The organism is Frankia sp. BMG5.60 (assembly GCF_059428125.1).
Map to the genome: position 1 here is coordinate 6,457,211 of NZ_CM182091.1, position 26,247 is coordinate 6,483,457.

Consider the following 26,247-nt stretch of genomic DNA (forward strand, 5'->3'; position numbering starts at 1 on the left):
ATGATCTGGCTCGCTGATGATCCACGAGTTCGTCACGACCCTTCCCTGTCTGTTCGCGGGAGGCCCGGGCCAGACAGGCCTACGCGGCTGTGCAGGGTCGTCGGCGTCGGGTCCGCGTCGAGGGGGCCGAGGGCGGCGAGGCGCCGGCCGAGCTTCGAGGTGGATTGCGGCGGGTGCACGAGTGGGAGGGGGGCTGCGGGTGACGGGGGCCGCGAGCGGGGCACGGTCAGCACGGTCGTGAGGAGCGGGGCCGTGAGTGTCCGGACGGTGAGGCGGCCGCCGATGTGGTCGCCTGCGGCCCGCAGGGCGGCGATAACGTGCCTCTGGTCGGGGTGGACGGCACGGTGGCGCTCGGTGGCATCCCAGAAGGGATGGGGGCCGGGGGCGCGCAGGGTGGAGGATGCCCCGGGCTCGAACTCCTCTCGGGGTTGCCCGTCGACCCAGTGCGTCAGGTAGTGCATGGCGTTGGCGTCGTTGTTGACGGCGACTGTCTGCGTGTCGTGGGACAGCGCGGCGAGGGTCGCGGACATGATGCCCTCGACTCCCAGGGTCTCGAAGCAGAAGGCCCATTCCCCGAGGGTGCCGGTGGCGAGGATGCACTGGTCCGGGCGAGGGTCGAGGACGGGACCGGTCTCGGCGAAGGCGACGGGATGGGCTGTCGCGGGATCGGCTCCGTAGCGTTCCAGCAGGTTCTGGGGTGCCACGTCATGGGTGAAGGTGAGGCAGAACGGTCCGTATCGGCCGATCGCCTCCCAGTCCCAATGCCACTTCCGCTAAGTTGATCAAGCTGTGACCTGGGGTTTCACCGGGTTGGCGAGTCTGATCGTGGGCGGGGCCTGGTGGCGGATGCCGTGCTGGCCGGGTTTCTTGACCGGGTACTGGTTGTGGCGGGCTCGGCGGACGACGTGGGGGTAGGTGCGTTCGCGGCGGGTGTTGAGCCGGGTCGGTCGGGTGATGTCGGTGGCGATCTCGCCTTGGGTGCGTGCCCGCTGGTCAGGGGGAAAAAGCCGGGTCGGTGGCGACCCGGTCCCGGATGATCCTGACAGTGCGCTTGAACTTGATCCGGTCGGGGTCGATCCCGGCGGCGGTCGCGGCCTGGCAGGTCAGCGCGCTGATCGCGTGGTGGGTGAGCAGGTAGCCGTAGATCTCCTGGTAGACGGTGTCGGGGTGCTTCGAGCGCAGGACCTTCCCCGGGCCGCGTAGGTAGGTCTTGAGCTGCCTGTTACCGGTCTCGTGTTCCCAGCGCTGCCGGTAGGCCCCGGCCAGCGCGGACGCGGTCGCGTCGCGTGGGTTGAGGATCGTGGTGAGCAGGGCGATGACCTCGTGTTTCCCGTCGCCGTCCCGGTCGGGCACGTCGTACTCGACGAGACGGGCGTAGCGGGCCTTCGCCGGGTCGAGTACCTCACCGGCGCGGGCCGCGGCGACCAGGGCGTCCCGCGCCTTCCCGGTGATCTTCGGGTTGACCAGGACCGTCAGGTACGAGCCGTCGGACAACGCGCGCAGCGGCGGCAGCCGCAGGCTGGCCTTGACCCGCCACAGCAGTGCCGCGCCGGTGTCCGCGGCCGTGCACCAGTCGGTCCAGGAGTAGAAGTTGCGGTCCGCGAGCAGAAGCCAGCGTTCGGCCAGCCGTGGGTACAGGGTGCGGGCCAGGGCCTGCTCGCTGGCGGGCTTCGCGCCGCCGGCCGGGCCGAGCACGGCCAGCACCGGCGCGTGCGAGGCGCACTCGGACACGGTGAGGGCGCGGACCTTCGGCAGCGCCCCCGGCGCGCCGTCGCGGCCCGCGGGCAGGCCGAACGCGGCGATGTTCTCCGCCGAGGCGGGCGCGTCCCACTCCAGTCCGTCGATACTCATCAGCCGCCACGGGCCGAGGAACGCCCCGACCGTGTCGAGGTCCGCGACCGGCCCGGCGACCTGCGAGAACAGTTCCGCCAGCGGTGCCGCACCGAGCCGCTGGCGGGCTTTGGTCAGCCCGCCCGAGGTCGGTTCCCATCGCGGCCCGACCACGTCGAGATCGTCAAGCGTGGTAGCGAGCCGGCGCGCGACCGCCTCGTAGTCGTCGTCCGCGAACAACGCGAGCGCCATCACGAAGTAGACCGCGACCCGCGGCGGGATCGTCGTGTCGCTGCGCCGGGCACCCGTCCCGGTCGCCTCGATCGCCTCGTCGACCGCATCCCGCGACACGAACGACGTCAGGACCCCCAACGAGATCCAGTCCATCAGCTGGCTACCCGTGTCCGTCACAGCCCACGATCATGCCGCCAACCAGGCAGAACCACCCGAACCGACACACCGCAACCAGTCAAGATCCAAATAGTGGAAGTGGCATTGCGGCCAGGCCGGTACCGGCAACCCCGATGGACAGGTCAAAGGCAAGGCACGCCGCAGCGGCCGGATCCGTAGCGAGTCACGCCGGGGTCACCGGCACCGAGCCTGAAGGCACTCCACCCGGGAGCACCGCAACGACACACTCACAGATCCGTAGGGCCGGCAACGGAACAGAGCCGCGCGAGACGTCAGCACGGGCAGTGTGGCGTTGCCCGCGAGGAACTACGGAAGAGAAGAGTCCCGGTGGCCTGCCGGCCGGGCGGAAAATCTTGGTGGGGATGTAACCGCGCGGGGGTGCGGGACATATACAGGACGACGCCCCTGCGGAAGGACTGTCCCTGTGCCTGTCAGTTCGCACATGCCCTCGTTCGAGGCGCTGTTCCGGGAGCACCACGGGGCGGTCCTGCGGTTCGCGCAGCGACGCCTGGGTGACGACGAGGCCGCCTGGGATGTGGTCTCGGAGACCTTCCTCGCGGCCTGGCGGCACTGGGGGCGCAGCCCCACCGTCTCGGCGGAGGTCCGGCCGTGGCTGTATGGGATCGCTGGCAACGTCGTGCGTAACCAGCGTCGCGCGGGAGTTCGTCGGACACGGCTTGAAGCCCGGTTCCTCGGGTTCGCGCTGGGAAGCCCGGCGACCCTGACCGACGAGGACGTCGCGGACGAGGCGATACGCAAAGACCTCGCCTGGCAGGCGTTGAAACGGCTTTCTCAGAACGACCGGGAGATTCTGCAGCTCGCCGGGTGGGAGGGGCTGGACCTTTCTGGCCTGGCCGTGGCCCTGGCCGTGTCCACCACCACGGCAAAGGTCCGCCTGCATCGTGCCCGGAGCCGTCTCGAGACGGCCCTGGCCGACGCTGCCTCGACACCGGTCATCCCCGAACCCACGCCCCCACTCACTGCCAGGGAAAGGTCATGATGTCCGACCGCATCGATCGTGGCGGCACCGAGGACGATCCTGCTGTTGTGCGGGCGCTTCTCAGTGCCGCCAACCCGGTGGCAGACCATCCGCTCAGCGCCGTCGAGCAGCGGGAAGGGGAGCGCAGGCTTGCCCTGCTGATGGCCGACCCGCCCGCGCGACCCCGCCGACGCGGGGTGTCGTTCAGCCGGGGCTCTGCCCCGAGCCGGAGGGGGATTCTGGCCGCGGCGGCCACCGTCCTGCTGATCGCGGGTGTGCTGGTGGGATGGACGGCCGTGCGAACACCCAACACGGCCGCAGCCGCCCCCCTGCTGCCCACGCCGCTCCTCACCGCCACAACTGGTGATCATAAGCGTGCCGTGGTGGCGTTGACGGATGCCGCCCGCGGCCAGCGGGACGGCGTGCAACCCGGGACGGGCCCGGTCCGCTATGCCCGCATTCAGACCTACGGGCTCGACGTCACGGTCGCCCGCCGCAAGGCGACGACCACCGCCCGCACGACGATCACGGACCTGTGGCGTGACCACGATGGGATGACGCGGACCGACCGGTACATCCAGCAGATCGACCGTGCCGGCGGGGACGTCGGCGGTCCGACTCCCTTCGACGACGACCGGTTCGGGGGCAGGTCCGACCGGCCACCGGTGCCCCGGGACTTCGATCCGGCCCTGACTCCCACCGACCCCGCGCAGCTGGTGGCGAGGCTGAAGACCCGTGCCGCAACAGTCGATTACCCCAGCGACACCTCGATCTCGTCCAACGTCCTGAGCGACCTGCGTTCTGGCCTGACGAGCCCGGCCCAGAACGCCGCGCTGTACGAGGCCCTCGCCATGGTCCCTGGCGTCTTCGACGTGGGGCCGGTTCGCGACCACGCCGGCCGGCCCGGTCATGCGGTCGGCCTGGTGGTCTCTGACCAGCCCAGCCTCGCCACCGAGTATGTGATCTTCTCCGACACTGGTGTACCGCTGACCATCGAACAGGTCATCACGCAACCGCCCGTTGGACTGCGCCTTCCCGCCGCCCCGACCGTCATGAGTTACACCGAGATCATCACGACCCGGCGCGTTCCCACCGTCGGTGCCGTCACATGACGGCCGTTGACGCGCATCGACTGGCAACGATGACAGCACGGAGGGCAGCGACAGCAGAACCGATCGCGACTGTCAGGGTAACCGCTCGGTTCATGAGCTCTCCCGCCCTCCGTGCCATCAGCCTGCTACAGGTAGCAGTTACGCGCGGTCACGCTGTTCTAGCAGCCCGGCGCCGGAGCGTACGACGGGTTCTGCAGGAAGATCTGATCCGTCGCCCGAGGAGGAATAAAATCGATCTCGTAGTAATTCGGAGCTATGTATCAATGCCGTGAAGCTTAAGTCGATCTTGGATGGTTGATCTTTCGCTGTTCGTGGCTGGTCCGGTTGGTACGGCGTGGCGGCGTGGCCTCGGCGCCGCTGGGTGGTTTGGTCACGGTTCGTGGCTTCGATGGTGACCCCGGACCAGGTGTCGGTCGGGGTGTTGGTGACGGCGGTCCCGCGTGACGCGGTGGACGACGCGGTGGCGGCCTGTGGGGTCGGTGAGCGGCGCAGGGGCGGGAAGCTCCCGCCGCATGTGACGGCCTATCTGACGTTGGGGATGTGCCTGTTCCCGGACGACGACTACGCCGAGGTCGCCGTGAAGGTCACCGGGTCGCTGGACCGGTTCGGCTGCTGGGACGCGGCGTGGGCGCCGCCGAGCGCGAGCGGGATCACCCAGGCCCGTAAACGGTTGGGCCGGGCGGTGATGGCCGAGGTGTTCGAGCGGGTCGCGGGCCAGGTCGCGACCATGTCGACGCGGGGCGCGTGGCTACGGGACCGGTTGCTGCTCGCGGTCGACGGGTTCGACGTCGACGTTCCCGACACCGAGGAGAACGCCGCCGAGTTCGGCTACGCCGGGTCGGGTGAGAAGCGGTCGGCGTTTCCGAAGATCCGGGTCGTCACACTGGCGGAGTGCGGCACCCACGCGTTCCGGGCCGCCGAGGTCGGCGGGTGGGCGACCAGCGAGAAGGCCCTGGCCCGGGGACTGTTGATGAGGCTTCGCCGCGACGAGGTCCTGACCGCCGACCGAGGGTTCTACTCCTTCGACCACTGGGGACTGGCGGCCGGCACCGGCGCGGACCTGATCTGGCGGGCTCCGACCGGGCTGGGCCTGCCCGTCGTCGACGTCCTGCCCGACGGCACGTTCCTGACCGTGCTGATCGAGCCTGTCACGATTTCCGTGTAAGCCAGAGGTGAATAGCTTGGCCTACGCGTTCACACTATCAGAAAGGTAGGCGTCCGGGGAAGAGGCTGGAGAGCGTGTTGAGCGCGATTTTCCATCCGTGGGTCCCGGTACCGGACTCGCCGCCGCGTTGGCTCGATATGTTACGGAGCCCGAGGTAGAGTAGCTTCATCGCCGCGTCACGGTCGGGGAAATGCCCGCGGTTCTTCGTGATTTTCCGGAGCTGGAAGTTCATCGACTCGATCGCATTGGTCGTGTACACGATCTTCCGGAGTTCGGGTGGGTAGTCGAGGAACGGAATGAACTCCGGCCAGGCGTGACGCCACACGTCGACCGCGCCGGGGTACTGGACGCCGAACTTCTTGTCGAACGCGGCCAGGCCGAGTTCGGCGGCTTCCAGCGTCGGTGCCGTGTAGATGTCCTTCATCGCCTTGACGACGGCTTTCCGGTCGCCGTAGGACACGAACCTCATCGCGTTGCGGATCACGTGCACAACGCAGGTCTGCACGACGGTCTCGGGGAAGACCGCGACCGCGGCGTCGGGCAGGCCGGTGAGTCCGTCGCAGCACACGATCAGCACGTCGCGCACCCCGCGGTTGCGGAGATCGGCCAGGACCTTCTGCCAGAACTTCGCGCCCTCGGTGTCCTTGATCCAACAGCCCAGCGCGTGCTTGCGGCCATCGACATCGACACCCACGGCCAGGTAGGCGACCTTGGTCGTGACCACCCCGTTGTCCTTGATCCGAAGCCGGATCCCATCGACGTACAGGATCGGGTAGACCTCGTCGAGGGGCCGGGACTGCCAGGCCTTGATCTCGTCGACGACGACCTCGGTGACATTGGAAATCAGCTCCCGGGACGCCTGGACGCCGTACACCTCACGCAGGTGCGCCTCGATGTCGCGGGTCGTCATGCCCCGCGAGTACAACGACAGGATCGTGTCGTCAAGATTCCCGATCCGCCGCGCCCGTTTCGGCACGATCGTCGGCTCGAAGGAGCCGTTCCGGTCACGCGGTACCTCGATCTCGACCGGCCCGTTCCGTGTCGACACCGTCTTCGTGGACTTCCCGTTCCGGGAGTTTCCCGTGCCCTGACCGGCCGGATCACCCACCTCGTAGCCGAGATGGTCCGTCATCTCGACCTGCAAGGCCCGTTCGAGGACAGCTTTCGTCATCTGGTTCAACAGGCCATCGACACCGTCGATCGGTGTTCCGGTCGCTTTCGCGTCCTTCAACAACGTGTCGATCGCCTCCGGCGCGAAAGCCTCGGCGATCCTCTTCGCCGCCGCTTCGTCTTTTGTCCGAAGCGTCGTGCTCTGTGTCATTCGGTGTCCCTTTCCGACCTACCCGATCAAGGTAGATCGATCCTGGTCCACCTCCGGCTTACACAGTCGTCATGACACGCCCTGCTGATCAACCCGAAGGTCACCGGTGCCCGGCGGCGGGCCGCGTTGCTCGCCGCCGCGAAGACCGGCACCGACCTCGATCCGGACGAGGCACACCTGGCCCGGGTCGTCGAGTACGACATCCCCGACCGGGCCGGGGGCGGCACCGGTGAACTCGTCGTCCTGCTCACCACCATCCTCGACCCACGTGACGCCCGGGCCGACGAGATCGCCGCCGGCTACCACGAACGATGGGAGGAGGAGATCTCCAACGACCAGCTCAAGACCCACCTACGCGGCCCCGGCAGGATCCTGCGTTCCCGGCTCCCGGACCTGGCCGTCGGGGAGATGTGGGCCTGGCTGACCGTCCAGTACGCGCTCACCGCCCTGATCGCCCAGGCAGCCGAGGCTGCCGACATCGATCCCGACCGGGTCGGCTTCGCCCGAACCCTACGTCTCGTCCGCCGTTCCGCCATCGGGACGGCGGACATTTCCCCCTGAGGACTGGCACGTCCAGCTGCCACGGTTCCACGCCGAGATCACCCGCGCGCTCAACCCGCCACGGCGCCACCGCACCTGCCCCCGCGCCATCAAACGCCCCCGCCACAACAGCTACCGCGTCAAAAAACCCGACGAACCCGCCTCGACCCGCCACCCAGGCCCGCCGACGATCCGGCTCCACCCACTCACCCCACGCGCAGCCTGACCAGACCCCAGAAAATCAAACTAAGCTTCACGGCATTGTTGCGTCACGAACACGGAGAGGAGTCGGTCGGTAGGTAGCGACTACTCGATGTGATGCTGTGCAGGAGATGGAGGATTGTGGCCCTCCGGCGTCGCCCTGCGGGGGGAGATGTCAAATCACCTTGAGCTGCGTTAGTTGACGACTGTCGTGGTGAGCGTCGAGGAAAAGGCGGTGTAAGAGCCGTCAGATGGGGACCAGAAAGCCGAACGTGAGTGAACCGCTGATGACGTGTCGAGATTTAGGAAACGGCGTCGAAACCGGGGTGTCAATGCGACTCCGGGATGAGCCTGGCGGGTGCCCGTCTATTGGCCAGGTGGCGTCCGGCATGCAGGCGGCGGGATTCTGGTCTGCTGCTCCTGTACGGAACGTGAGAAGGCGCGCGTCGATACAGGGTCCACCGGGCAAAGATGACGGTGGCTCCGAGAGGGAGTGCGTCGAGCGGCGGGAACCGTGAGGCGTTGAGTACCGATGCGATGCGCGCTGGCGGACCGACTCGTAGTAGTGATGAAGCTTCTGTAATGGGAGCGGAGCGAAGGGGTCGGCTCACCTGTGGTTTGCGCACACGAGCAACCGGAGGGGCTCCCTCCGGGAGGACGAGCAACCAGAATATTCTTCTGGGAGGACACGAGTGGGCAAGTTGGATCCGGAAAGTAAACCGTTCGATATATCGAAGCGACTGGTGTGGGAGGCGTACGAGAACGTCAGGGACAACAAGGGTGCCGCCGGGGTGGACGGGTGGTCCGTCGAGGACTTCGAGAAGGATCTGAAGAACAACCTGTACCGAATTTGGAACAGGATGTCCTCGGGGACCTACTTTCCGCCTCCGGTTCGGGCGGTCGAGATACCAAAACCGCACGGCGGAGGGACAAGGATGCTAGGTGTTCCCACCGTCGCCGACAGAATCGCACAGACAGTGGTGGCCCGGCACCTGGAACCCCGTACCGAGTCGATCTTTCATGAGGACTCGTACGGGTACCGGCCAGGGCGGTCGCCGCTGATGGCGGTGGAGAAGTGCCGCCAGCGGTGCTGGGAGAAGAACTGGGTGATCGATCTTGACATCCAGAGCTTCTTCGATTCGGTTGATCATGATCTGGTGGTCAAGGCGGTGAAGGCCAACACCGATCAAAAGTGGGTGGTGTTGTATGTGGAGCGGTGGCTGAAAGCGCCGATCCGGATGCCCGATGGCAGGCTGGTGGAACGGGATCGCGGTACTCCCCAGGGATCGGCCGTGTCACCCGTGCTCGCTAATCTGTTCTTGCACTATGCGTTGGACCTGTGGATGGTCCGGGAGTATCCGGCTGTCCCGTTCGAGAGGTTCGCGGACGACGTTGTGGCGCACTGCGCGACCGAGCGGCAGGCCAGGCAGCTGCTGGGGGAACTGACCGAAAGGTTGGCCAGTGTCGGGCTGCGAGTGCATCCCGACAAGACGCGAATAGTGTACTGCAAGGATCGGAAACGGCGTCAGAACCATGAACAGACGTCGTTCACGTTCCTGGGCTATACGTTCCGCCCCCGGAAGGCCCCGACGAAGGACGGCGGGAGCATGTTCACCGCGTTCCTGCCGGCGATGAGCGGGGAGGCCCTGAAAGACAAGGGCCGTACTGTCAGGCGCTGGCGGCTGCACCTGCGTACCACCTCGGACATCGGGGAAATCGCCGTGTGGATGAACCCTGTCATCCGTGGCTGGATGAACTACTACGGCAGATTCTACCGGACCGAGATGTATGTTCTTCTGCGACGCATCAACACCTACCTGGTGCGGTGGGCGCGGCGGAAGTTCCAACGGTTGAGGGCGTTCAAGCGCGCCAAGCGATGGTGGAACGGGCTCCTGCGAAGGCAGCCCCGGCTGTTCGCCCATTGGGCGTGGATGCCCGATTTCTGACGGATCAGGTGAGAAGAGCGGAGTGACGAGAGATCGTCATGCTCCGTTCTGTGGGAGCCCGGGGGTGAGATCCCCCCGGGCCACCCGGCAGCTATGTATGCACAGGCTCCACCGGCATAACGGATGTACGCCTTGCAGCTGTTGGGGTTACTCCAAGCTGCGACGTGAAATGGGATGTTGACCCACTGGCTCAGGTTCTGCCAGTATCCCCAATCATGAAAATTCAGGATATGGCCGTCGCCGTTTAGACTGGTCGTGCCCGAACAGTTGTACCCTTGGGTGCTTGCTGGCGCCGCCTGCGCCTGCTCGCTATTGAACGCTTCTGCCTCGGCCGCAGTGTCGAAGCAGTAGACGTCGGTCGCCGAAGTCACAGTGCAGATCTTCGCCCCGTTCCAGGTCTCCTTGTCCCAGGGCAGGAGCTTGCCGTTGTAATGCTGGGTGATTTTTGGCGCCTCCGCCGCCGACGCGGGCGAAGTCGTGCTCCCCCCCAGGAAGATGGCGGTCAAGACGGAGATGATGCCTAGCGTCGGAAAAATGCGCGCAACTCTGCTGATCAAGTTGTGGTCCTTCCACTCTGGCGTGCAGATCCCTGACAGAAAGTAGACGATGGACCAGCGCAGGTGCCGATGGTAGCAACACAGAGTAGATGGGTACTAGTAGGACTTTGTTAGGTCTTTGATCGTCTGGTTTGGCTGTTGGGATCTTCGCCTGGTTCGCTGCCTGCTGTGACGCCGGAGGAGATGGAGCAGGTGCGTCCGGTCGTGGAGGAGTTCGCGGCCCGGATGTTCGCGGACCTGCCGCGTAAGGACCAGCGGGCCAAGGGCGAGGCGTATCTGCGTGGGCTGATGCTGGACGGGAAGCGCAAGAGCCTGGTCCCGATGGCCGAGCGCCTCGGGGTGGATCATCAGGGGTTGCAGCAGTTCCTGCGGAACTCGACCTGGGAGCATGGTGAGGTCCGTGCCCGGCTGGCGGGCTGGGCGGTGGACTTCGTGGCCCCGCAGGCGCTGGTCGTCGACGACACCGGTTTCCCGAAGGACGGGCCCGCCTCGCCCGGAGTGGCCCGGATGTACTCCGGGACGTTGGGCAAGGTCGGGAACTGCCAGATCGGGGTGTCCGTGCACGCGGTCACCGACTGGGCGTCGGCGGCGCTGGACTGGCGACTGTTCCTGCCGGCCAGCTGGGACGACACATGCTGCGATGATCCGACCGAGGCCGCGGCGGTCCGCGCTCGCCGGACCCGGGCCGGGATCCCCGCCGACGTCCGGCACCGAGAGAAGTGGCGCCTGGCGTTGGACATGCTCGACGAGTTGGCCGGCTGGGGCGTGCCCGCCCGGCCGGTCGTCGCTGATGCCGGGTACGGCGACGCCGCGCAGTTCCGCCAAGCCCTGACCGACCGGCACCTGGTCTACGTGCTCGGGGTGACCCCCACCGCCACCGCGCACCCGGCCTCGGCCGCACCGGTGACCCCGCCGTACTCTGGGACCGGACGCCGCCCGGTCCCGGCCTACCCGGACCCGCCGTCCACCCTGAAGGACCTCGCCCTGGCCGCCGGCCGGGCCGCGCTGCGCACCGTGACCTGGCGGCACGGCACCCACCACAGCGCGAACAACCCGACCGCGGCGATGCGGTCGCGGTTCCTGGCCCTGCGGGTCCGCCCCGCCGGCCGGTCGGTCACCCGCGCCGACGACCGCAGCCTGCCCGAATGCTGGCTGCTGGCCGAATGGCCCCCCGGCAAGACCGAACCCACCGACTACTGGCTCTCGACCCTGCCCGCCGACATCCCCCTGCGCCAACTGGTACGCCTCGCGAAGATCCGCTGGCGGATCGAACACGACTACCGCGAACTCAAGGACGGCCTCGGCCTCGACCACCACGAAGGACGTTCCTTCCTCGGCTGGCACCGCCACGTCACCCTCGTCTCCGTCGCCCAAGCCCTGTGCACCCAGCTACGCCGCACCCCAAAAGCCCCTGCGCCGGCCTGACCCTCTACGGAGTCCTCCGTAGCCTCCAGACCCTGCTCAACGTCTGGACCGGCGCCTGCCGCACCTGCCACCGCCCCTACGACCCGTCACAGGGCAAATCGCCACAACTCCTCGGAGTCACCTAACAAAGTCCTACTAGGGCGTTGTCGATCCCCGCGACGTGGCGGCGGTCGCGGTCGAGGCCCTGCTGACCGACGAGCACGATGGCGCGGCCCACACCCTGACCGGCCCCGAACTTCTCAGCGTTCCTGACCAGGTCGCCCAGCTCGCCGCCGAGCTCGGACGAACCGTCACGATGGTTGACGTGCCTCCCCATGCGGTCCGCCAGCAGCTGGTCCGCGCCGGATTCGATCCGTCCATCGCGGACTCCGCCGTCAACGGCTACCAGCTCGTCCGGGACGGCGGTAACGCAGTCGTCACCGACGATGTCGAACGCATCCTCGGCCACCCGGCTCGCGCGTTCCGCGCTTGGGCTCACGACCACCGCACAGCATTCGGCGCCGATGCGGGACATCCAAGATCTGTGACGACGGGATATTGATGTTCGGCTGGCCGGTATACGGCGCGATGTAGTGGCAGGAGCCTCCGCCGCCCCACCGCAGGTAACTGTTGGTCGAGCCGCTGTTGCCGCCGGCGGCGTCGATCGGCCGTCGCGAGAAGCACGACCGGCGCGATCCCGTCGACGCGATCCTGTACGTCGTGCGCAACGCAGCTTCAGACGCCTCCGGCGTCGAGCTCAGACGAGGACGCAGAGCTGACGAACGGTATTGTGCGCCGACGACCTCACATCGATCGGTGGCGGAGTGTACATATGAGGTCATCGAGAGGTCCGGAGGAGGCTGGTGCGGGTGGCAGAGGTGCGGATGTCGAGCGGTCAGGTGTCCGGAACCGTCTCGAGGTTCGGCCCGTTCACCCACGTCACGACGGAAAAAGCCGAGCTGTATCGGGCAATCATGCGGACGTTTGTGCGCGCGAAGCGTCGTTTCAACGTTCATCTGCGTCCTGAGGATGTCGTCGAGATGCTCGCGAACGAGCCTGCCGCCGGCGGGCTGGCGGTCCGGGACGTCGATGCGGAGCTGCGCAGTCTTGAGGGCTGGGGAAACCTGCGTGGTGATCCGGACACCAGCCGGGTCACCACCGTCGAGGACTTCAACCGCCCTCGATTTCTCTATCAGCTGACCCCGGCCGGCGAGGCGGCCGAGGCGGCCCTGGAGACGTTCGACGAGGCGCTCGGGCGGCGCGGCGAGCTGCAGGCCGTCGCCCTGTCCGACATTCACAGCCAACTCCTCGCGCTCCTGGCGGTGCTGGCGCAGCCCGAGGTCGACGCGGCGAAGGCGCACCAGCTCCTGCGCGATCTGACCGGGGTCTTCCGGGGGCTGACCGACAACGCGCAGGCGTTCATGGGATCGATGCAGCGCACCATCGACCTGCACGATGCCGATCTCGACGTCTTTCTCGCCTACAAGGAACGGCTCGTCGACTACCTGCAGCGTTTCATCCGGGACCTCGTCGTGACCTCGGCGCGCATCGTGGAGGTGCTCCGCGAGATCGAGGAGCACGACCTGACCGACGTGCTGCGCGCCGTGGCCGAGCGTGAGGCGCGAGACGCGGCGCCCGACCTCGACGGCGGCGCCGGACCGGACGCCGCCGCCCTCGGTGGCGTCACCTCCCGCGGTAGCACCACCTCCGCCGACGGCGTCGTCTCTGCCGGGTCGGGTGCGGTCGGCGAGCGGCTCGCGGTGTGGACCGAGCGGTGGGAGGGCCTGCGGCGCTGGTTCGTCGGCGACCGGCTCCATCCGCCGCAGGCACGGCTGTTGCGGGAACGGGCGCGCGCCGCGGTGCCGGCCCTGCTGTCGGTGGTGCTGGCACTCAACGAGCGGCGCTCCGGCCGCAGCGACCGGTCCGCCGACTTCCGGGCCCTCGCCCTCTGGTTCGCGCAGGCGCCGAGCGACGACGATGCCCACCGGCTCTGGCGGGCCTGTTTCGGGCTCGCCCCGGCTCGCCACCTCACTATCGACGCCGCGACGCTGGAGGCGCGGGCGACCAGCCCGGTGCCGCCGTCGACCTCATGGCGCGCGGCACCGCCCATCCTGGTCGACGTCCGCCTGCGTCGCACCGGGCGGTACGAGCGTCGCGGCGCGCCGAACCGCATTCGCGACCGGGCCGCGGAACGCCGACTGCTCGCGGAACGGCTCGCGGCCGAGGAGGAGATCGTCCGGGCCGCGCGGCGCCGGCTCGCCACCGGCGTCCCGATCCGCCTGTCCGAGCTCGCCGAGCTCGACGACCCGTCCTTCCGGCTGTTCCTCACCCTGCTCGGCGACGCGCTCGCCCGCAGCCGCCCGGGGCAGCCCTCCGTCGACACGACCAGCGCCGACGGCACGCTGTCGATCGCGCTGACCGCGACCGCCGACGGTGCGGTGGCGACGATCCCGACCAGCGCCGGGTTGTTCACCGGTCCGGACCACATCCTGGAGATCCACGACCTGCTGGCGGAGCCGGCATGACGAACCCGCGCCCCCGCACGTCATCCGGCCGCAGGGATTCGTCGGGGGCGATCGTCGACGCCCTGGACGCCCAGCTCCTGGATGAACGCCGCCGGGCGATGCGGGCCCTCCTGCGCCGCCCGTTGCTGACCGCCCACGGCGACGACGCGGCGGCCTTCCGTCTCATCCGCGGGCATCAGACCTGGCTGCGGGCCTGGTTCGCGCGGGAGACCGGCTGGTCGCTGCGCGTCGACCCCGAGGTGGCGAGACTCGCGAAGCTACCGGCGGACCTCACCGATGGCACCCGTCCGGCCACCGCCGGCGCGGCGCACCAGGCGTTCAGCCGCCGCCGCTACGTGCTGCTCTGCCTGGCGCTCGCCGGCCTGGAACGGGCGGAGAAACAGGTCACGCTGGGTCGGCTGGCGGAGGACGTGATGCTGGGCTGCGCCGACCCCCGGCTCGCCGAAGCCGGCATCAGCTTCGGTCTGGACAGCCGCGAGGAACGCGCGGACCTGGTCGCGGCCGTCCGCGTGCTGCTCGACCTCGGGGTCCTGCGGCGGGTCGCCGGCGACGAGGCCACCTTCACCTCGGGTACCGGTGACGCCCTGTACGATCTCGACCGTTCGGCGCTCGCCGGCATACTGATCACCCGGCGCGGCCCGTCGACGCTCGCCGCCGCCGTGTTCGAGGACAGGCTGGCCGGCGCCGTGGAGGAGCTGGTCACGGACACCGACGACGCACGCAACCTCGCCCGCCGCCAGTCGTTGACCCGGCGGCTCCTGGACGACCCCGTCGTCTATTTCGCCGATCTTGACGCCGACCAGCTGTCCTACCTGACGAGCCAGCGCGCCGCGCTGACCCGGCGGATCACGGAGGCGACCGGCCTGGTCGCCGAGGTCCGGGCGGAGGGCATCGCGATGGTCGACCCCGACGGCGACCTCACCGACGCGAGGATGCCGGAGGACGGCACCGACGGCCATTCCGCCCTGCTGCTCGCCGAGTACCTCGCGCGTGCCGGCGCCCGTCCTGGCGCCGCCGAGCCGACGCCCATCACCACCCTGCACGCGCACATGCGGGAGCTGATCACGCAGCATCGCACCCATTGGCGCAAGGGCGTGACGGAGCCTGGGGCGGAGATCCTCCTGGTCGACCGGGCACTGACCCGGATGGCCGCTCTGGGCCTGCTGCGACGGCGCGGTGACACGGTCATCGTGCTGCCCGCGCTGAGCCGGTTCGCGCTGGGCGAGCTGCGGGACACCACCGACACCGAGCAGGGGAGCCTGCTGTGAGCGGAGCCAACGGGAAGCCACCCATCCCCGGATCACTGCCCGAGCCGACGACGAGCCGGTGGCAGCCGCTGCGCGCGGGGCTTGTGGACGTCTTCCTCTACGACGAGGAGGAGTTCCACTTTCGCGACGGCAACCTGCTCCTGCGCGGCAACAACGGCACCGGCAAGTCGAAGGTGCTGGCGATGCTGTTGCCGTTCCTGCTCGACGGCGAGGTCGCGGCCCACCGTGTGGAGCCGGATGGCGACCCGAAGAAGCGGATGGAGTGGAACCTGCTCATGGGCGGGCGCCACCCGCACCCGGAGCGGCACGGCTACAGCTGGCTGGAGTTCGGGCGCGTTGACGCCGCCGGGGTCGCGAGCTACCGCTCGATCGGGGCCGGGCTGAAAGCGGTCACGGGCCGCGGCGGTGTCACCACCTGGTTCTTCGTTGCCGACGGACGGGTCGGCGTCGACTTCACCCTCGTCGGCCCGACCCGGACCGCGTTGACGAAGGACCGGCTGGCCGACGTCCTCGGGCCGGGCGGGCGCGTCTTCGACCAGGCGTCGCGGTACCGGCGGGCCGTCGACGAGGCGTTCTTCGGCCTCGGCGAGGAGCGCTACGACGCCCTGGTGAACCTGCTCATCCAGCTCCGCCAGCCGCAGCTGTCGAAGAAGCCGAACGAGCGGGCCCTGTCCGATGCGCTGACCGAGGCGCTGGCCCCGCTCGACCAGGCGGTGATCGCCGATGCGGCCGAGGCGTTCCGCGGGCTGGAGCAGGAACGGTCCGACCTGCTCGGGTTCGAGGAGGCCCACGCGGCGGCCGCCGCGTTCCTGGAACACTACCGCCGGTACGCCCGCATCAGCGCCCGTCGCCGCGCCCGCGAGCCCCGCGCCGCCCAGTCCCTGTACGAGTCGGCGTCTCGCCAGCTCAGCGAGGTGAAGTCTCTGCGCGAGGGGGCGGAGGCCGAGGCAGCGGAGATCGGCAGGCAGGAAACGGAACTCGGCCTGCGGATCACGGGACTCACCGCGGAACGGAACACCCTGGCCACCCGCCCCGAGATGGACCAGGGCTGCGAACTGAACCAGCTCCGCCAGCGGGCCACCGAGCTGGAACGCCTCGCGAACCGAGCCCGTGCCGAGCAGACGGCCGCCTCCCGGCAGCGGGACAGCTACGCCCGTCGGGTCGCCGACGAACGCACCCGGGCGGGCGGGACCGCCACGGCGTTGGAGCGCGCCCAGGTCACCGCGGAAGACGCGGCCCGCGACGCAGGCATCCTTGACGACCACCGAGCGGCTGTCGTGCCGCTGCTGCTTCCGGACGGGCCGGCTGCCGCGGCGGTGCGGGACGCCAGCCAGACGGCGCGCGAGGCCGCCGAGGACGTGGCCCGCCGCCGTGAGGAGGCAGCGAAGCTCGTCGCCGGCCTGGTCACCACCGCCCTGCGCGCGGAGGAGAAGGCCGGTGATCGGCTGCGGGAGCTGGACGACGTACGGTCTGCCCTCGACGAGGCGGTCGAGGCGGCGGCGACGGCGGCCGCCGCCCATGAGACCGCCGCCGACGGCTTCGTCGCCGCGGTCCGCCGCCACCTCGACGCTGCCGAGCAGCTGCGCCTGCCCGACCTCGACGACGTTCTCGACGAGCTGGCGGGCTGGCTTGACGGCTTCGACGGTCCGAGTCCGCTGCTCGCCGCGGTGACGTCGCGGGCCCGCGAGCTCGAGAACGAGTTCGGCGCGGCCGATCAGCGGCTGGTGATCGAGAGCAACGAGGCGCGGGCGAGGACGAAGGTCCTGACCGATGATCGTCGCTCGCTGACCGACGGCGCGCGGCTGTCGCCTCCGCCGCCGCACACCCGCGCCGCGAGCCGCGACGGCCGACCCGGCGCACCGTTGTGGCAGCTCATCGAACCGTACAAGCCTGGCGAGCGGATGGACGTCCGATCGGCGCCGTTGGCACCAGGGCCGCAGCCGCTGGCAGCCGCCGGGATCGCCGGAGTGGAGGCGGCGCTGGAAGCGGCCGGGCTCCTGGACGCCTGGCTGTGCCCGGACGGCCAGCTCCTGTCACCCGACACCCACGACGCGGTGATCCGCGTCGACGGCGCGCGTCCGTCGGCATCGCCCGACACCGCGCACCTCGGCCTGGTGCTGCGGCCGGCCGTCGACCGCTCCGACCCGGCCGCGGCCGCCGTCTCCGACGAAACCGTCGCCGCCGTACTCGCGAGCATCGGCCTCGTGACGGTCACCAGGTCCGCCGACGCCGACGCCGACGCCGGACCCGCCACACACACCGCTGCCGGCACTGACACCGCTGCCGGCACTGACACCGCTGCCGGCACTGACACTGGGTCTGGCGAGGCGGCGACGGACACCTGGGTCGCCGTGGACGGCCGCTTCCGCGTCGGGCGTCTGGCCGGTGCCTGGTCCAAGCCGGCGGCCCGCTACCTCGGGCACGCGGCCCGCGAGCATGCCAGGAGGACCCGGCTCGCGGAGATCGACGAGGAGCTGGCGACCCTCGCGCGCCGGGTGGCCGACCGCGAGGCCGACCGTGCGGACCTGCGCCGCCGCCGATCGGTGCTCGGCAGCGAGGTGACGGGGCTGCCGCCGGACACGGCTGTGCGCCAGGCGTTCACCGCCGCCCGGCAGACGGACCTGGACCGACACCGGGCCGACGGGGTCCACCAGCGCGCGGCCCGGGCTGCCGAAGCGGCGCAGGAGGCGGCGCGGCAGGCCGGCTCGGAGCGAGACGAGACCGCCGCCGAGCTCGCGCTGCCCGTCGTCACCGCGTCCCTGGACGAGATCAGGAACGCGGTGGTCGCCTACCGGGTCGCGCTGTCAGGGCTGTGGCCGGCGGTCCGCGAGCGAGCCGACTCCGTCGCCCAGCTGGAGCAGACCGAGCAGGACCTGGGCCGGGCCCAGGCGGTCCTCGCCGAACGCGAGGACCAGCGGGCGATGGCCGAAGAGGACCAGCTGGCCGCGCGCACTGCGTTCGAGACGATGGAACGGACCGTCGGCGTCGCCGTCGCGGAGGTGCAGAGCCAGCTCGCCGCCGCCGAACGCGCGTTGACGCAGGCCACGGAGACGATGCGGACCCTCGGCGGAAAGCGGTTGACGGCGGCCGAAGCCGTCGGGCAGGCCCGCGGGCGGGAGCTGGAACTGGTGGGCAAGGTCGCCGATCACGGCGAACGCCGCCGGGACGCAGCCGGCCGGCTGCGTCGTTTCGCCGCCGGCGGCCTGCTCACCGTGGCCCTGCCCGACCTGGAGGTGCCCGACCCGACCCGGGACTGGGCGCCCGATCCAGCGGTGCGGATCGCGCGTCAGATCGAGGCCGCGGTCGCCGACGTCGACGACTCGGACGCGGCCTGGGAACGGGTGCAGAAGCTGATCGCCGCCGAGCACGGCACGCTGCGCGAGGTGATGAGCCGCCACGGCCACCACGCCGCCGCGACGCTCACCGACGACGGCTGGGTGGTCGAGGCGACCTTCCGTTCCCGCACGATGAGCCCCGCCGAACTGGCCGACGCGCTCGGCGCGGAGGTCGTGGACCGCAAGCGGCTGCTGACCGAACGGGAACGCACGATCCTGGAGAACCACCTCGTCAGCGAGGTCGCCAGCCACCTGCAGGACCTGATCAGCGACGCCGAGCGCCAGGTCGCGCGGATGAACGCCGAGCTCGACGAACGCCCCAACAGCACCGGCATGAAACTCCGCTTCCAGTGGCGCCCCGGCCCGGGCGCCCCGCCAGGCCTCGGCCCGGCCCGCGAACGGCTGCTGCGCCAGGTCGCGGACGCCTGGTCCCCGGACGACCGCGAGGCTGTCGGCGCGTTCCTCCAGGCGCAGATCAGCCGGGAGCGCGAACAGGACGCCGGTGGGACCTGGCTGGAACACCTCGGCCGTGCCCTGGACTACCGGCGGTGGCACGTGTTCGCGGTCCAGCGTTACGCCGAAGGCCAGTGGCGTCCGGCGTCAGGTCCCGCGTCGGGCGGCGAGCGGGCCCTCGCCGTGACGATCCCGCTGTTCGCGGCCGCGTCCGGCCACTACCGGTCCGCGGGCAACCCGCATGCGCCCCGGCTCGTCATGCTCGACGAGGCGTTCGCCGGGGTGGACGACGACGCCCGCGCGTCCTGCCTCGGGCTGCTCGCCGTGTTCGACATGGACGTCGTGATGACGAGCGAGCGCGAATGGGGCTGCTACCCGACCGTCCCCGGCCTGGCGATCAGCCAGCTGTCCCGGCGCGACGGCATCGACGCCGTCCTCGTCACCCGCTGGCAGTGGGACGGACGCCAACGCCGCCCCGGGCCGAACCCCCGTGCGGAGACCTCAACTGCGGCGGCACCCCAGGCGACCGCGGCCGTCCCTGGGCAGGTCGCGGCCGGGCCGACCGTCGCGGACGGCCTCTGGGCCACATCGTGACGCCGCCGTCCTCGTGACAGCGGGTCGTCCCATGACAGGAACCGACGGGGGCATCGACGCCGTTCGCCTGGCGCGGTTGTTCGGACCGCCGTCGTGGTGGATCGTCGAGCGCGCGCGGGCCCGCCTCGAGCGAGGCACGCCGCTCACCGGCGCCGTGACGTTGCCGGACGCGACCGACGAGCAGCGCGCGGCCGTCGCCGGCCTGCTCGGCTCCCGGCCCCGATCGGGGCGTTCCCTGCGGGTGGACCTCGGCGACATCGACGCCGTGGTGCGGCGTAGCGGCTGCGCGCCGAGCCTCGCGGCCGCCGTGGTGGCGCTCACCGGCCCGGTCACCGACCTCGCGGCCGCCGCCGCCGAGGCGGCCCGCGGCTGGGACGCGGCGATCGTCGTCGCGGACCCGCTGGTGGCGGCCCGGCCTGCCCTCGCCGGCTGGACCGGGCATCTCGCCGCGACCGGCCTGCTGCGCCGGCTCGGTGACGGGCCGGCACACGGGCGCCAGCTCATGGAGGCGGCAGTGGCCGTCCTGGACGCGCTGCCGGCCGACGGCGTACCGATCTCGGTGCTGGCCGCCCAGGTGTTGGGTGACGGCCACGGGCTGGACGCGGATCGCCCACTGTCCACCCTGGTGCTCGGTGCCGTCGCCCTGCTGGGCCGCCCGGCCGCCCGCACCGGCGGCGAGTCGGACGACCTCGCTGAGCCGGCTGGCGCACCGGCGGACGTCGTTGCGCCGAGTGACGCCCAGGCGGAACCTGCCGTGCGCGGCGTGCGATCCGCCGAGTGGCGGCGCGAGGCATGGGCCGCCGTCGGCGTCCTCGTCAGCGAGCTGGCCCTGCCGGCGCTGACGCTCGGCCTTCCGGGAGACGCGCGCAGCGTCACCGGCCGGGTGCTCGACCTGTGGCGGAAAGCCGGCCAGCCCGTGCACCTGTCGCTGCGCCAGCTGGTGCGGGACCCGCCCGTCCTGGACGCGGCACGCGGCCTGACCGTGTTCGTCTGCGAGAACCCCACGGTCGTGAGCGCCGCGGCGGACCGCCTGGGTGCCCGGTGCCGTCCGCTGGTCTGCGTCGGCGGCATGCCGGCCGCGCCCGTGGGCACGTTGCTGCGGTTGCTGCGTGATGCGGGCGCGCTCCTGCGCTATCACGGGGACTTCGACTGGGGCGGCCTGGCGATCGCGAACACCGTCATCGACCGGTTCGACGCCGTCCCATGGCGCTACGACCGCGCCCACTACGAGGCCGCGCTACGCCCCGGCCTCGGGGCGCTCACCGGTCGCCCGGTCCGCACCCGCTTCGACCCGGACCTGGCCGACGCCCTCGCCACCCACCGCCGCCGCGTCGAGGAGGAAGCGGTTCTCGACGCCCTCCTCGACGACCTCGCCGAGGCCGGGACCGGGACGTGAGCCGGCGCCCAGGTTGACCGCTGCCTGAACTTGCCACGGAGGCCCATGTTCCTGTCCATGCACATGCCGCTGTGGCAAGGCGACCACCCGGCCTGGAGGCGCATCCGAGCCGCGCTCGCCGACCGCCCGTACCACGCCTTCGCCGGACACGTCCACAACTACAAACACGAACATCATGTAGCGCGCGTCGAGACCGGAGCCGAGGACCTCGCCGGTAGCCGCCGCGGCTCGTGACCGGGAGCGACGTCAGGTCCGGCGCCTAACCCACCCGGGGCCGGGTCGGCCGGGAGCCGTGCACCTGTTCCAGGATGTCGGCGGCGCGACCGGCGGCATCGTCGGACTTCAGTTGGGCGGCGAAGCGGGCCACCCGTTCCCGCCGCCCGGGGTGCAGGAGCGGTTCCACGGCCCGGGCCAGCACTCGCTCGTTGAGGTCGGAAAAGCGCAGCGTGGCCCCGATCCCCAGCCGCTGCAGCCGGGCGCCCCAGAAGTGCTGGTCGCCGAGGACCGAGCAGACGACGGTCGGCAGGCCGGCGCCGATCGACGCCGCCGTGGTGCCGGCGCCGCCGTGGTGCACCGCGACGCGGCACCGGGGCAGCACCGCGTCATGGTCGAGCGCCCCGACCACACAGACCTGACCGTCCGAGCTGATCCCCGCGGGCAGATCGGTCCATCCGGCGCTGACCAACGCGCGGACCCCCAGGGAACGCGACACTCGCTCGATCAACGTCAGCGTGCCTCGCGCGTTGTGGATGGGCATGCTCCCGAATCCGAAGTAGACCGGTGGTTCGCCCTCGTCCAACCACACGTCGACCTCCGGGTCGAGCTTGTCCTCCCCGAGCAGCCGCCGCTGTTCCGGAGACAGTCCCAGGAAACCGACGAGTGGTCGGCGTGTATCCCAGTTCTCCAGTTCCGGCACCAGGAAGCGGCTGAACGCCTGGATTTCGGTCGTTCCGGCCCGGGCCAGTTTGGTCGGGGTGGGTTCACGGGTCGGCGGAAGACCAAGCCGGCGGCGCAGCCGGTTGACGTCCGCGGCGATCACGCGCCAGCCGGCGAATTCGATCGGTGGATACATCATACGGTTCACCGCACCGGGGAGTCGGCGGGTACTGAGGACGAAAAGCGGAAAAGCGCTGTTCCGGCGGAGCGGCGCGTGGTGCAGACTGACCATGGGCACCTGTCGCCATTCCGCGATACAGGCCGCCTCGTCCTCGGTGAGGATCCCGGAGACGATGAGATCCGCCCCGTCGCTGGCCTCCGCCATCGCCTCGGCGATGCGGTCGGTGTTCTGGCGCTTGAAGTCCATGAATCCTTTGATCACCTGCCGCACGTCGCCCGCGCCCAGCCAGTGCCGGACTTCCTCGGATCCCATGAACTCGCGCGGCTCCGCGCCGATCGGCGACACCTCGACACCCATTCGGATCCCGAAGCTGGCGATCTCACCCGGCAGACCCATGATCACCTCATGCCCGCGCCGGACCAGTTCGGCTCCGAGCACGGCCGCGGGCTGAACGTCACCGCGGGTGCCCACGGCGAAAATCGCGACGCGCACGACGACCCCTCTCCAGAAGGACACGAACATCGCCGAGCCGATGCCGAGGACAGTCAACCTCGTCGTCGACAACAGAAAACACAACGGGGAGCCGATGAACCAAGAGCCGCTCGACGGCGGGGCGATGGTCTGACCATTGTGGTGGGAATGCCCGGCCAGTCACGGACACGATGGACGCTACCGCCACAGGGGCCGATGGTATCGGACGACCAAGGCACCAAGGATCTTTACAGCCGCCGCCGGGGTCTCTCACTCGGTGGTCTTTCCGACGCCGTCGCGGGGTGCGGGGGGCGAAGCCGGCGGGCCCGGTGTCAGCGGGTGGCGTAGCCGGGGATGCTGGCCTTGATGCGCTCGAGTTCGCGTTCGTCGGAGATGCCCTGGAAGTCGTGGCGGGGGTTGTAGGGGGCTTCCAGACGGAGGGCCTCCTCGTCGGTGATGTCCAGGCCGAGGGAGGCGACGGCGTCGTCGATCTGCTGGATCGTGCGGAGCGGTTCAGCCACGGCTCAGATCCTGGAGGCCGACCACGCGCAGCAGTTCCAGCCGCTCGTAGGACCTGCTGCCCGGACGGGCGGTGTAGACGATCAGCGCGCGGGCGACGGCGGCGAGCATCTGGCGGGACGGGCGTGAGCCCCTGGCCTGCTCCAGCCGTGTGTAGTGGTCGGTGGACATGTCCGCCAGCTGCGCCACCTCCTCGCGGCGCAGTCCCGGGGTGCGACGCCGCGCGCGTCCGACATCATTGAAGCCCAGTGGGTCGCCGAGCGGCGTGGGCTGGAACGGTTCCACACAGAGCAGCCGCCGGCCGAGGCGGCTGAGGTGGCCAAGGCGGTGCCCCGGCAGCGGCTGCTCACTCGCTCGGTGACGAGCGCCCGGTGTGCTGGCCGGTGAGGAGTTGTGCGCGGCGGTGGACGTCGCGGGGGGAGCAGCGGCGGTCGAGTCGAGTCTGGAGAAGCGACTGGGCGATGTCGGGCCGGTTGGCCTGGATGGCACAGTAGATCGTGGTGTCCTCGACGATCTCGCGCTGGGCGGCGCTGCCCCCGAGCCGCTCGACGCCGGGCAACGCGATCAGTGCGTCGGTCGCCCGGTCGGGGTCACCGTGCAGGAGGTGCATCAGGGCGTCAGCCAGCGGCGCGACGGTGTCGGTGAACGCCGCGCTGCCCCGGGCGGCCGCGGACCGGCGCAGTTGCGCGAGTCGGCGGCAGTCGCCCGCGGCGGCGAGGGCGACCGCCGAGTGCAGCCCGACGAAGGGCGTCGGCGGATCGACGAGCAACGCGGCGGGAACGGTCGCCAACACCGGTCCGAGTTCCAGCGAGGTCCAGGCGCCGGCCGCGAAGCCGCGCCACAGCAGCGACGCCGAGTCGATCAGCGCCCGGACGCCGGAGACGGCCGGCGGCGAGAGCTGGGTCGAGAAACGCGCCCGGATCGCGCTGTCGTCACCGAGTGCGAGTTCGTGCAGGGCCGCGTGCCAGGAGAAGTGCGCCCGATGCGACGAATCCGACCCACAGGTCGAGATCCAGGCGTCCAACCAGGCCAGCCCCGCCTCGTGGTCGCCGGTCTCGTAGTGGACGTGGGTCTTCGCGTGGACGGCGTGGCCGGCGGTCGGTTCGACGGCCAGCGCCAGTGCGGCGAGTTCGGCCGCCTCGTCCCAGTTCTCCTGCTCCTGGCGGGTGAAGGCGAGCAGCCCCCGGTACCACCAGTCGTCGCGGTAGACGGCAGCCAGTCCTTCGACCAGGGCCCATGCCTCGGCCGGGATCTCCGTCGCGCCGCTGAACGCGATTGTCGGCACGGCGATGCTGACGGCCAGGGCGTCTTCCGGGTATGCCTGGATGTAGCTGAGCAGTGCCGCCGCCGAACCGGCTCCGCCCGGCTCGTGGATGCGGGCGGCGACGACCTCGATGAAGCGCCGCTCCCGCTCGTCGGCCCGGCCGGCGTGGCGTTGCGCGTTCCGCAGAGCCGTTTCCACGTCGACGTCGGCGCCCCACTCGGCACCGAGCAGCGCCAGCACCGCCTGCCCGAGGGCGAACTGGGGGTCCGCCGCGACCGCTTCGGCCACCAGCGTCTCGGCTCCGGACCGTACCCGCAGGATCCGTCCGAGCCCGGCGACATAGCGACCGGCTGCCTCCGGGCTGGCGGTGAGGGGCAGGCCGTAGGGGTCGCGCACCCGCCGGACGACCCGTGGCCCAGGCAGGGCGGCCACGATGGCACGGGCGAGCGCGGCCGCCTGGCCGCGGATCTCGGGGATCGCCGTGCTCTCCCACAGCTCCCCCCGCCGCAACGGTCCGATGGCCCAGATCGCCGGCCGGGGCCCGTCGGCCGCGACCAGCCGCCCGGACGCCTCGGTGGCGAAGCCCAGGTCCAGGCCGTCCGGGGTCGCCAGGCCGGCGGCGAGCAGGTTCATGACCAGGGGATCATGGCTGGTCCGCACACCGGCGCCCGCACCGGTGCAGTTGACCACGGCCGCGGCGAGTACCCGCGAGCCGTCACTGAGCGAGACCTCGACGCCGGCCGGGGTGTCGGAAGCGTCGACGACCTGCGCGGCGTGCACGACCAGCGATCCCTCGGCGCGGCGTTGCTCCAGCCAGGCGTGGATGGCGGGGTCGACGCGGTGGCGCACCTGGTCCCAGCGCCGCATCGTCGTGGCGACGAAGCTCGACCGGGCAGGGGCGTCCAGGCGTGACCACAGCTCGGCCGTCACCGGGCGCATCGCGTCCACGGCCCGCCGCCAGTCGCCACCGGCCGCGCGGATGTGATCGAAGACAAGCCGGCGGGCCCGGGCGAGGCTCACCGGTCCGTCGGGCAACTCCGGGGCGGCCAGCGGCGGCGCCGGGTCCAGAACGTGGGGGAGTGGAAGCAGCCCGTGACGCGAGGTCACGTGCAGGCGCACGCCGGCCCGGCTCCAGCGCTGGGCCATGTCGGCCATCGTCAGGCCCGAGCCGACGAGCAGCACCTCGCTGCCGGCCGGGACGCGAGGCTGGGAATCCGCCCGCCACGGATCACCGACGAACCGCGGCGACCGGGCCAGCGCCGGCGGAGCCCACGACGTCGTCGCAGCGCCGTGTCCGAGCGCGAGGACGACACCGTCGACCGGACGGCTGGTCCCGTCGTCGAGCGTGAGGCGCAGCCGGCGGCCGTGCCGGCGGACGTCCGTCGCGCGGGCGCGCACCCGCTCGTAGTGCACTCCGCTCGCGGCGCGCAGCGTCTCCTCCAGCGTGTGGCGGAGGTAGTCGGCATAGAACTGGCGGGGCGCGTAACCCCTGGCTGGAAAGTCGACCGCGACATGCCGACGAAGCCAGCGCAGGAAGTGCTGCGGGTCATCGTCGAATGCGCTCATCTTCGCGGCCGGGACGTTGAGCCGGTGCCGCGGATCCCGGGTCAGATACGCCAGGCCCTCACCGACGTCGTCCGGTTCGACGAGCAAGATCGTGAATTTTCGGCCGGTAACCGCCACGGACCTTGCCAGTTGGGCGGTGGCGAGGCAACCGCTTGCCCCGCCACCCACCACCGCGACGACCACCGGCGCACTCATCGGGACCGTCGACAGTACGTGTGCGGACACCTGGGCATAGAGAGCTCCTTCCCCGTCCATTCCGGTCGATTCAGGTTAGGCACAGACGGGGCGGACCGTGGCCCGGATCGACAGAACGTTACGTTGGCGGGGAGGTCC

19 protein-coding genes are annotated in these 26,247 nt (G+C 70.4%); 11 read left to right on the forward strand and 8 right to left on the reverse strand.

The window, feature by feature from the left end:
• Nucleotides 1-32: 32 nt before the first annotated feature.
• Nucleotides 33-746 carry a DUF6461 domain-containing protein gene (locus AC5R91_RS26460; protein WP_495398067.1) on the reverse strand — a complete coding sequence of 238 codons (714 nt, stop codon included), beginning with the start codon at nucleotides 744-746 and terminating at the stop codon, nucleotides 33-35.
• A gap of 247 nt (nucleotides 747-993) precedes the next feature.
• The gene (locus tag AC5R91_RS26465; RefSeq protein WP_495392250.1) at nucleotides 994-2,241 is read right to left on the reverse strand and encodes an IS4 family transposase; all 1,248 of its coding nucleotides are present in this window, start codon (nucleotides 2,239-2,241) and stop codon (nucleotides 994-996) included.
• A gap of 424 nt (nucleotides 2,242-2,665) precedes the next feature.
• Here AC5R91_RS26465 and AC5R91_RS26470 point away from each other — a divergent pair, with 424 nt between their 5' ends.
• The 3 genes from AC5R91_RS26470 to AC5R91_RS26480 all read left to right on the forward strand — a co-directional run bounded on the left by AC5R91_RS26470 (nucleotide 2,666) and on the right by AC5R91_RS26480 (nucleotide 5,497).
• Complete coding sequence (locus tag AC5R91_RS26470; RefSeq protein ID WP_251743709.1) at nucleotides 2,666-3,241, forward strand: RNA polymerase sigma factor; 576 nt, start codon at nucleotides 2,666-2,668, stop codon at nucleotides 3,239-3,241.
• Complete coding sequence (locus tag AC5R91_RS26475; RefSeq protein WP_251743708.1) at nucleotides 3,241-4,332, forward strand: CU044_5270 family protein; 1,092 nt, start codon at nucleotides 3,241-3,243, stop codon at nucleotides 4,330-4,332. The genes AC5R91_RS26470 and AC5R91_RS26475 overlap by 1 nt, the downstream gene beginning before the upstream one ends.
• 388 nt (nucleotides 4,333-4,720) lie before the next feature.
• Entirely contained in the window at nucleotides 4,721-5,497 is a 777-nt protein-coding gene (locus AC5R91_RS26480; RefSeq protein WP_495393998.1) for an IS4 family transposase, read from the forward strand.
• A gap of 37 nt (nucleotides 5,498-5,534) precedes the next feature.
• Here AC5R91_RS26480 and AC5R91_RS26485 read toward each other — a convergent pair whose 3' ends face one another.
• Nucleotides 5,535-6,818: an IS256 family transposase gene (locus AC5R91_RS26485; protein ID WP_495393999.1), complete on the reverse strand. Its 1,284-nt coding sequence runs from the start codon at nucleotides 6,816-6,818 to the stop codon at nucleotides 5,535-5,537.
• Nucleotides 6,819-6,944: 126 nt separating this feature from the next.
• On the opposite strand from AC5R91_RS26485, the gene AC5R91_RS26490 reads away from it, so the two are divergent.
• The 3 genes from AC5R91_RS26490 (at nucleotide 6,945) to AC5R91_RS26500 (ending at nucleotide 11,487) form a co-directional block, all read left to right on the forward strand.
• Entirely contained in the window at nucleotides 6,945-7,379 is a 435-nt protein-coding gene (locus AC5R91_RS26490) for a hypothetical protein (RefSeq protein ID WP_495394000.1), read from the forward strand.
• Nucleotides 7,380-8,251: 872 nt separating this feature from the next.
• Nucleotides 8,252-9,505 carry a group II intron reverse transcriptase/maturase gene (ltrA, locus tag AC5R91_RS26495; protein WP_495392341.1) on the forward strand — a complete coding sequence of 418 codons (1,254 nt, stop codon included), beginning with the start codon at nucleotides 8,252-8,254 and terminating at the stop codon, nucleotides 9,503-9,505.
• 725 nt (nucleotides 9,506-10,230) lie between these two features.
• Nucleotides 10,231-11,487, forward strand: a complete 1,257-nt coding sequence (locus AC5R91_RS26500; RefSeq protein ID WP_495394001.1) for an IS701 family transposase — start codon at nucleotides 10,231-10,233, stop codon at nucleotides 11,485-11,487.
• Nucleotides 11,488-11,608: 121 nt separating this feature from the next.
• Here the strand turns inward: AC5R91_RS26500 and AC5R91_RS26505 are convergent, their stop codons facing one another.
• Entirely contained in the window at nucleotides 11,609-12,001 is a 393-nt protein-coding gene (locus tag AC5R91_RS26505; RefSeq protein ID WP_495394002.1) for a hypothetical protein, read from the reverse strand.
• A gap of 349 nt (nucleotides 12,002-12,350) precedes the next feature.
• Here AC5R91_RS26505 and AC5R91_RS26510 point away from each other — a divergent pair, with 349 nt between their 5' ends.
• The 5 genes from AC5R91_RS26510 to AC5R91_RS26530 are packed head-to-tail and all read left to right on the forward strand — an operon-like array spanning nucleotide 12,351 to nucleotide 21,271.
• Complete coding sequence (locus AC5R91_RS26510; protein ID WP_495398068.1) at nucleotides 12,351-13,991, forward strand: TIGR02677 family protein; 1,641 nt, start codon at nucleotides 12,351-12,353, stop codon at nucleotides 13,989-13,991.
• Nucleotides 13,988-15,259 carry a TIGR02678 family protein gene (locus AC5R91_RS26515; RefSeq protein WP_495394003.1) on the forward strand — a complete coding sequence of 424 codons (1,272 nt, stop codon included), beginning with the start codon at nucleotides 13,988-13,990 and terminating at the stop codon, nucleotides 15,257-15,259. Before AC5R91_RS26510 ends, AC5R91_RS26515 begins: the two co-directional genes overlap by 4 nt.
• Nucleotides 15,256-19,641 carry a TIGR02680 family protein gene (locus AC5R91_RS26520; protein WP_495394004.1) on the forward strand — a complete coding sequence of 1,462 codons (4,386 nt, stop codon included), beginning with the start codon at nucleotides 15,256-15,258 and terminating at the stop codon, nucleotides 19,639-19,641. Before AC5R91_RS26515 ends, AC5R91_RS26520 begins: the two co-directional genes overlap by 4 nt.
• A gap of 31 nt (nucleotides 19,642-19,672) precedes the next feature.
• Complete coding sequence (locus tag AC5R91_RS26525) at nucleotides 19,673-21,037, forward strand: TIGR02679 family protein (RefSeq protein WP_495394005.1); 1,365 nt, start codon at nucleotides 19,673-19,675, stop codon at nucleotides 21,035-21,037.
• A gap of 45 nt (nucleotides 21,038-21,082) precedes the next feature.
• Nucleotides 21,083-21,271, forward strand: a complete 189-nt coding sequence (locus AC5R91_RS26530; protein WP_495394006.1) for a hypothetical protein — start codon at nucleotides 21,083-21,085, stop codon at nucleotides 21,269-21,271.
• A 25-nt stretch (nucleotides 21,272-21,296) separates the two neighbouring features.
• On the opposite strand, the gene AC5R91_RS26535 is transcribed toward AC5R91_RS26530, so the two are convergent.
• From AC5R91_RS26535 to AC5R91_RS26550, 4 genes are all read right to left on the reverse strand, one after another.
• Complete coding sequence (locus tag AC5R91_RS26535; RefSeq protein WP_495394007.1) at nucleotides 21,297-22,658, reverse strand: glycosyltransferase; 1,362 nt, start codon at nucleotides 22,656-22,658, stop codon at nucleotides 21,297-21,299.
• Between the two features lie 239 nt (nucleotides 22,659-22,897).
• The gene (locus AC5R91_RS26540) at nucleotides 22,898-23,086 is read right to left on the reverse strand and encodes a hypothetical protein (RefSeq protein ID WP_495394008.1); all 189 of its coding nucleotides are present in this window, start codon (nucleotides 23,084-23,086) and stop codon (nucleotides 22,898-22,900) included.
• The gene (locus AC5R91_RS26545) at nucleotides 23,079-23,369 is read right to left on the reverse strand and encodes a helix-turn-helix domain-containing protein (protein WP_495394009.1); all 291 of its coding nucleotides are present in this window, start codon (nucleotides 23,367-23,369) and stop codon (nucleotides 23,079-23,081) included. The genes AC5R91_RS26540 and AC5R91_RS26545 overlap by 8 nt, the downstream gene beginning before the upstream one ends.
• Nucleotides 23,370-23,430: 61 nt before the next feature.
• A complete protein-coding gene (locus tag AC5R91_RS26550) occupies nucleotides 23,431-26,109 on the reverse strand; it encodes an FAD/NAD(P)-binding protein (RefSeq protein WP_495394010.1) in 2,679 nt (892 codons plus the stop codon).
• Between the last annotated feature and the right edge of the window lie 138 nt (nucleotides 26,110-26,247).

Excerpts from the sequence above, each read along its gene's own strand:
- AC5R91_RS26475 (WP_251743708.1), top strand. The coding sequence starts at position 3,241 with ATGTCCGACCGCATCGATCGTGGCGGCACCGAGGACGATCCTGCTGTT.
- AC5R91_RS26480 (WP_495393998.1), top strand. The coding sequence starts at position 4,721 with ATGGTGACCCCGGACCAGGTGTCGGTCGGGGTGTTGGTGACGGCGGTC.
- AC5R91_RS26485 (WP_495393999.1), bottom strand. The coding sequence starts at position 6,818 with ATGACACAGAGCACGACGCTTCGGACAAAAGACGAAGCGGCGGCGAAG.
- AC5R91_RS26505 (WP_495394002.1), bottom strand. The coding sequence starts at position 12,001 with ATGTCCCGCATCGGCGCCGAATGCTGTGCGGTGGTCGTGAGCCCAAGC.
- AC5R91_RS26510 (WP_495398068.1), top strand. The coding sequence starts at position 12,351 with ATGTCGAGCGGTCAGGTGTCCGGAACCGTCTCGAGGTTCGGCCCGTTC.
- AC5R91_RS26515 (WP_495394003.1), top strand. The coding sequence starts at position 13,988 with ATGACGAACCCGCGCCCCCGCACGTCATCCGGCCGCAGGGATTCGTCG.
- AC5R91_RS26525 (WP_495394005.1), top strand. The coding sequence starts at position 19,673 with ATGACAGGAACCGACGGGGGCATCGACGCCGTTCGCCTGGCGCGGTTG.
- AC5R91_RS26530 (WP_495394006.1), top strand. The coding sequence starts at position 21,083 with ATGTTCCTGTCCATGCACATGCCGCTGTGGCAAGGCGACCACCCGGCC.
- AC5R91_RS26550 (WP_495394010.1), bottom strand. The coding sequence starts at position 26,109 with ATGAGTGCGCCGGTGGTCGTCGCGGTGGTGGGTGGCGGGGCAAGCGGT.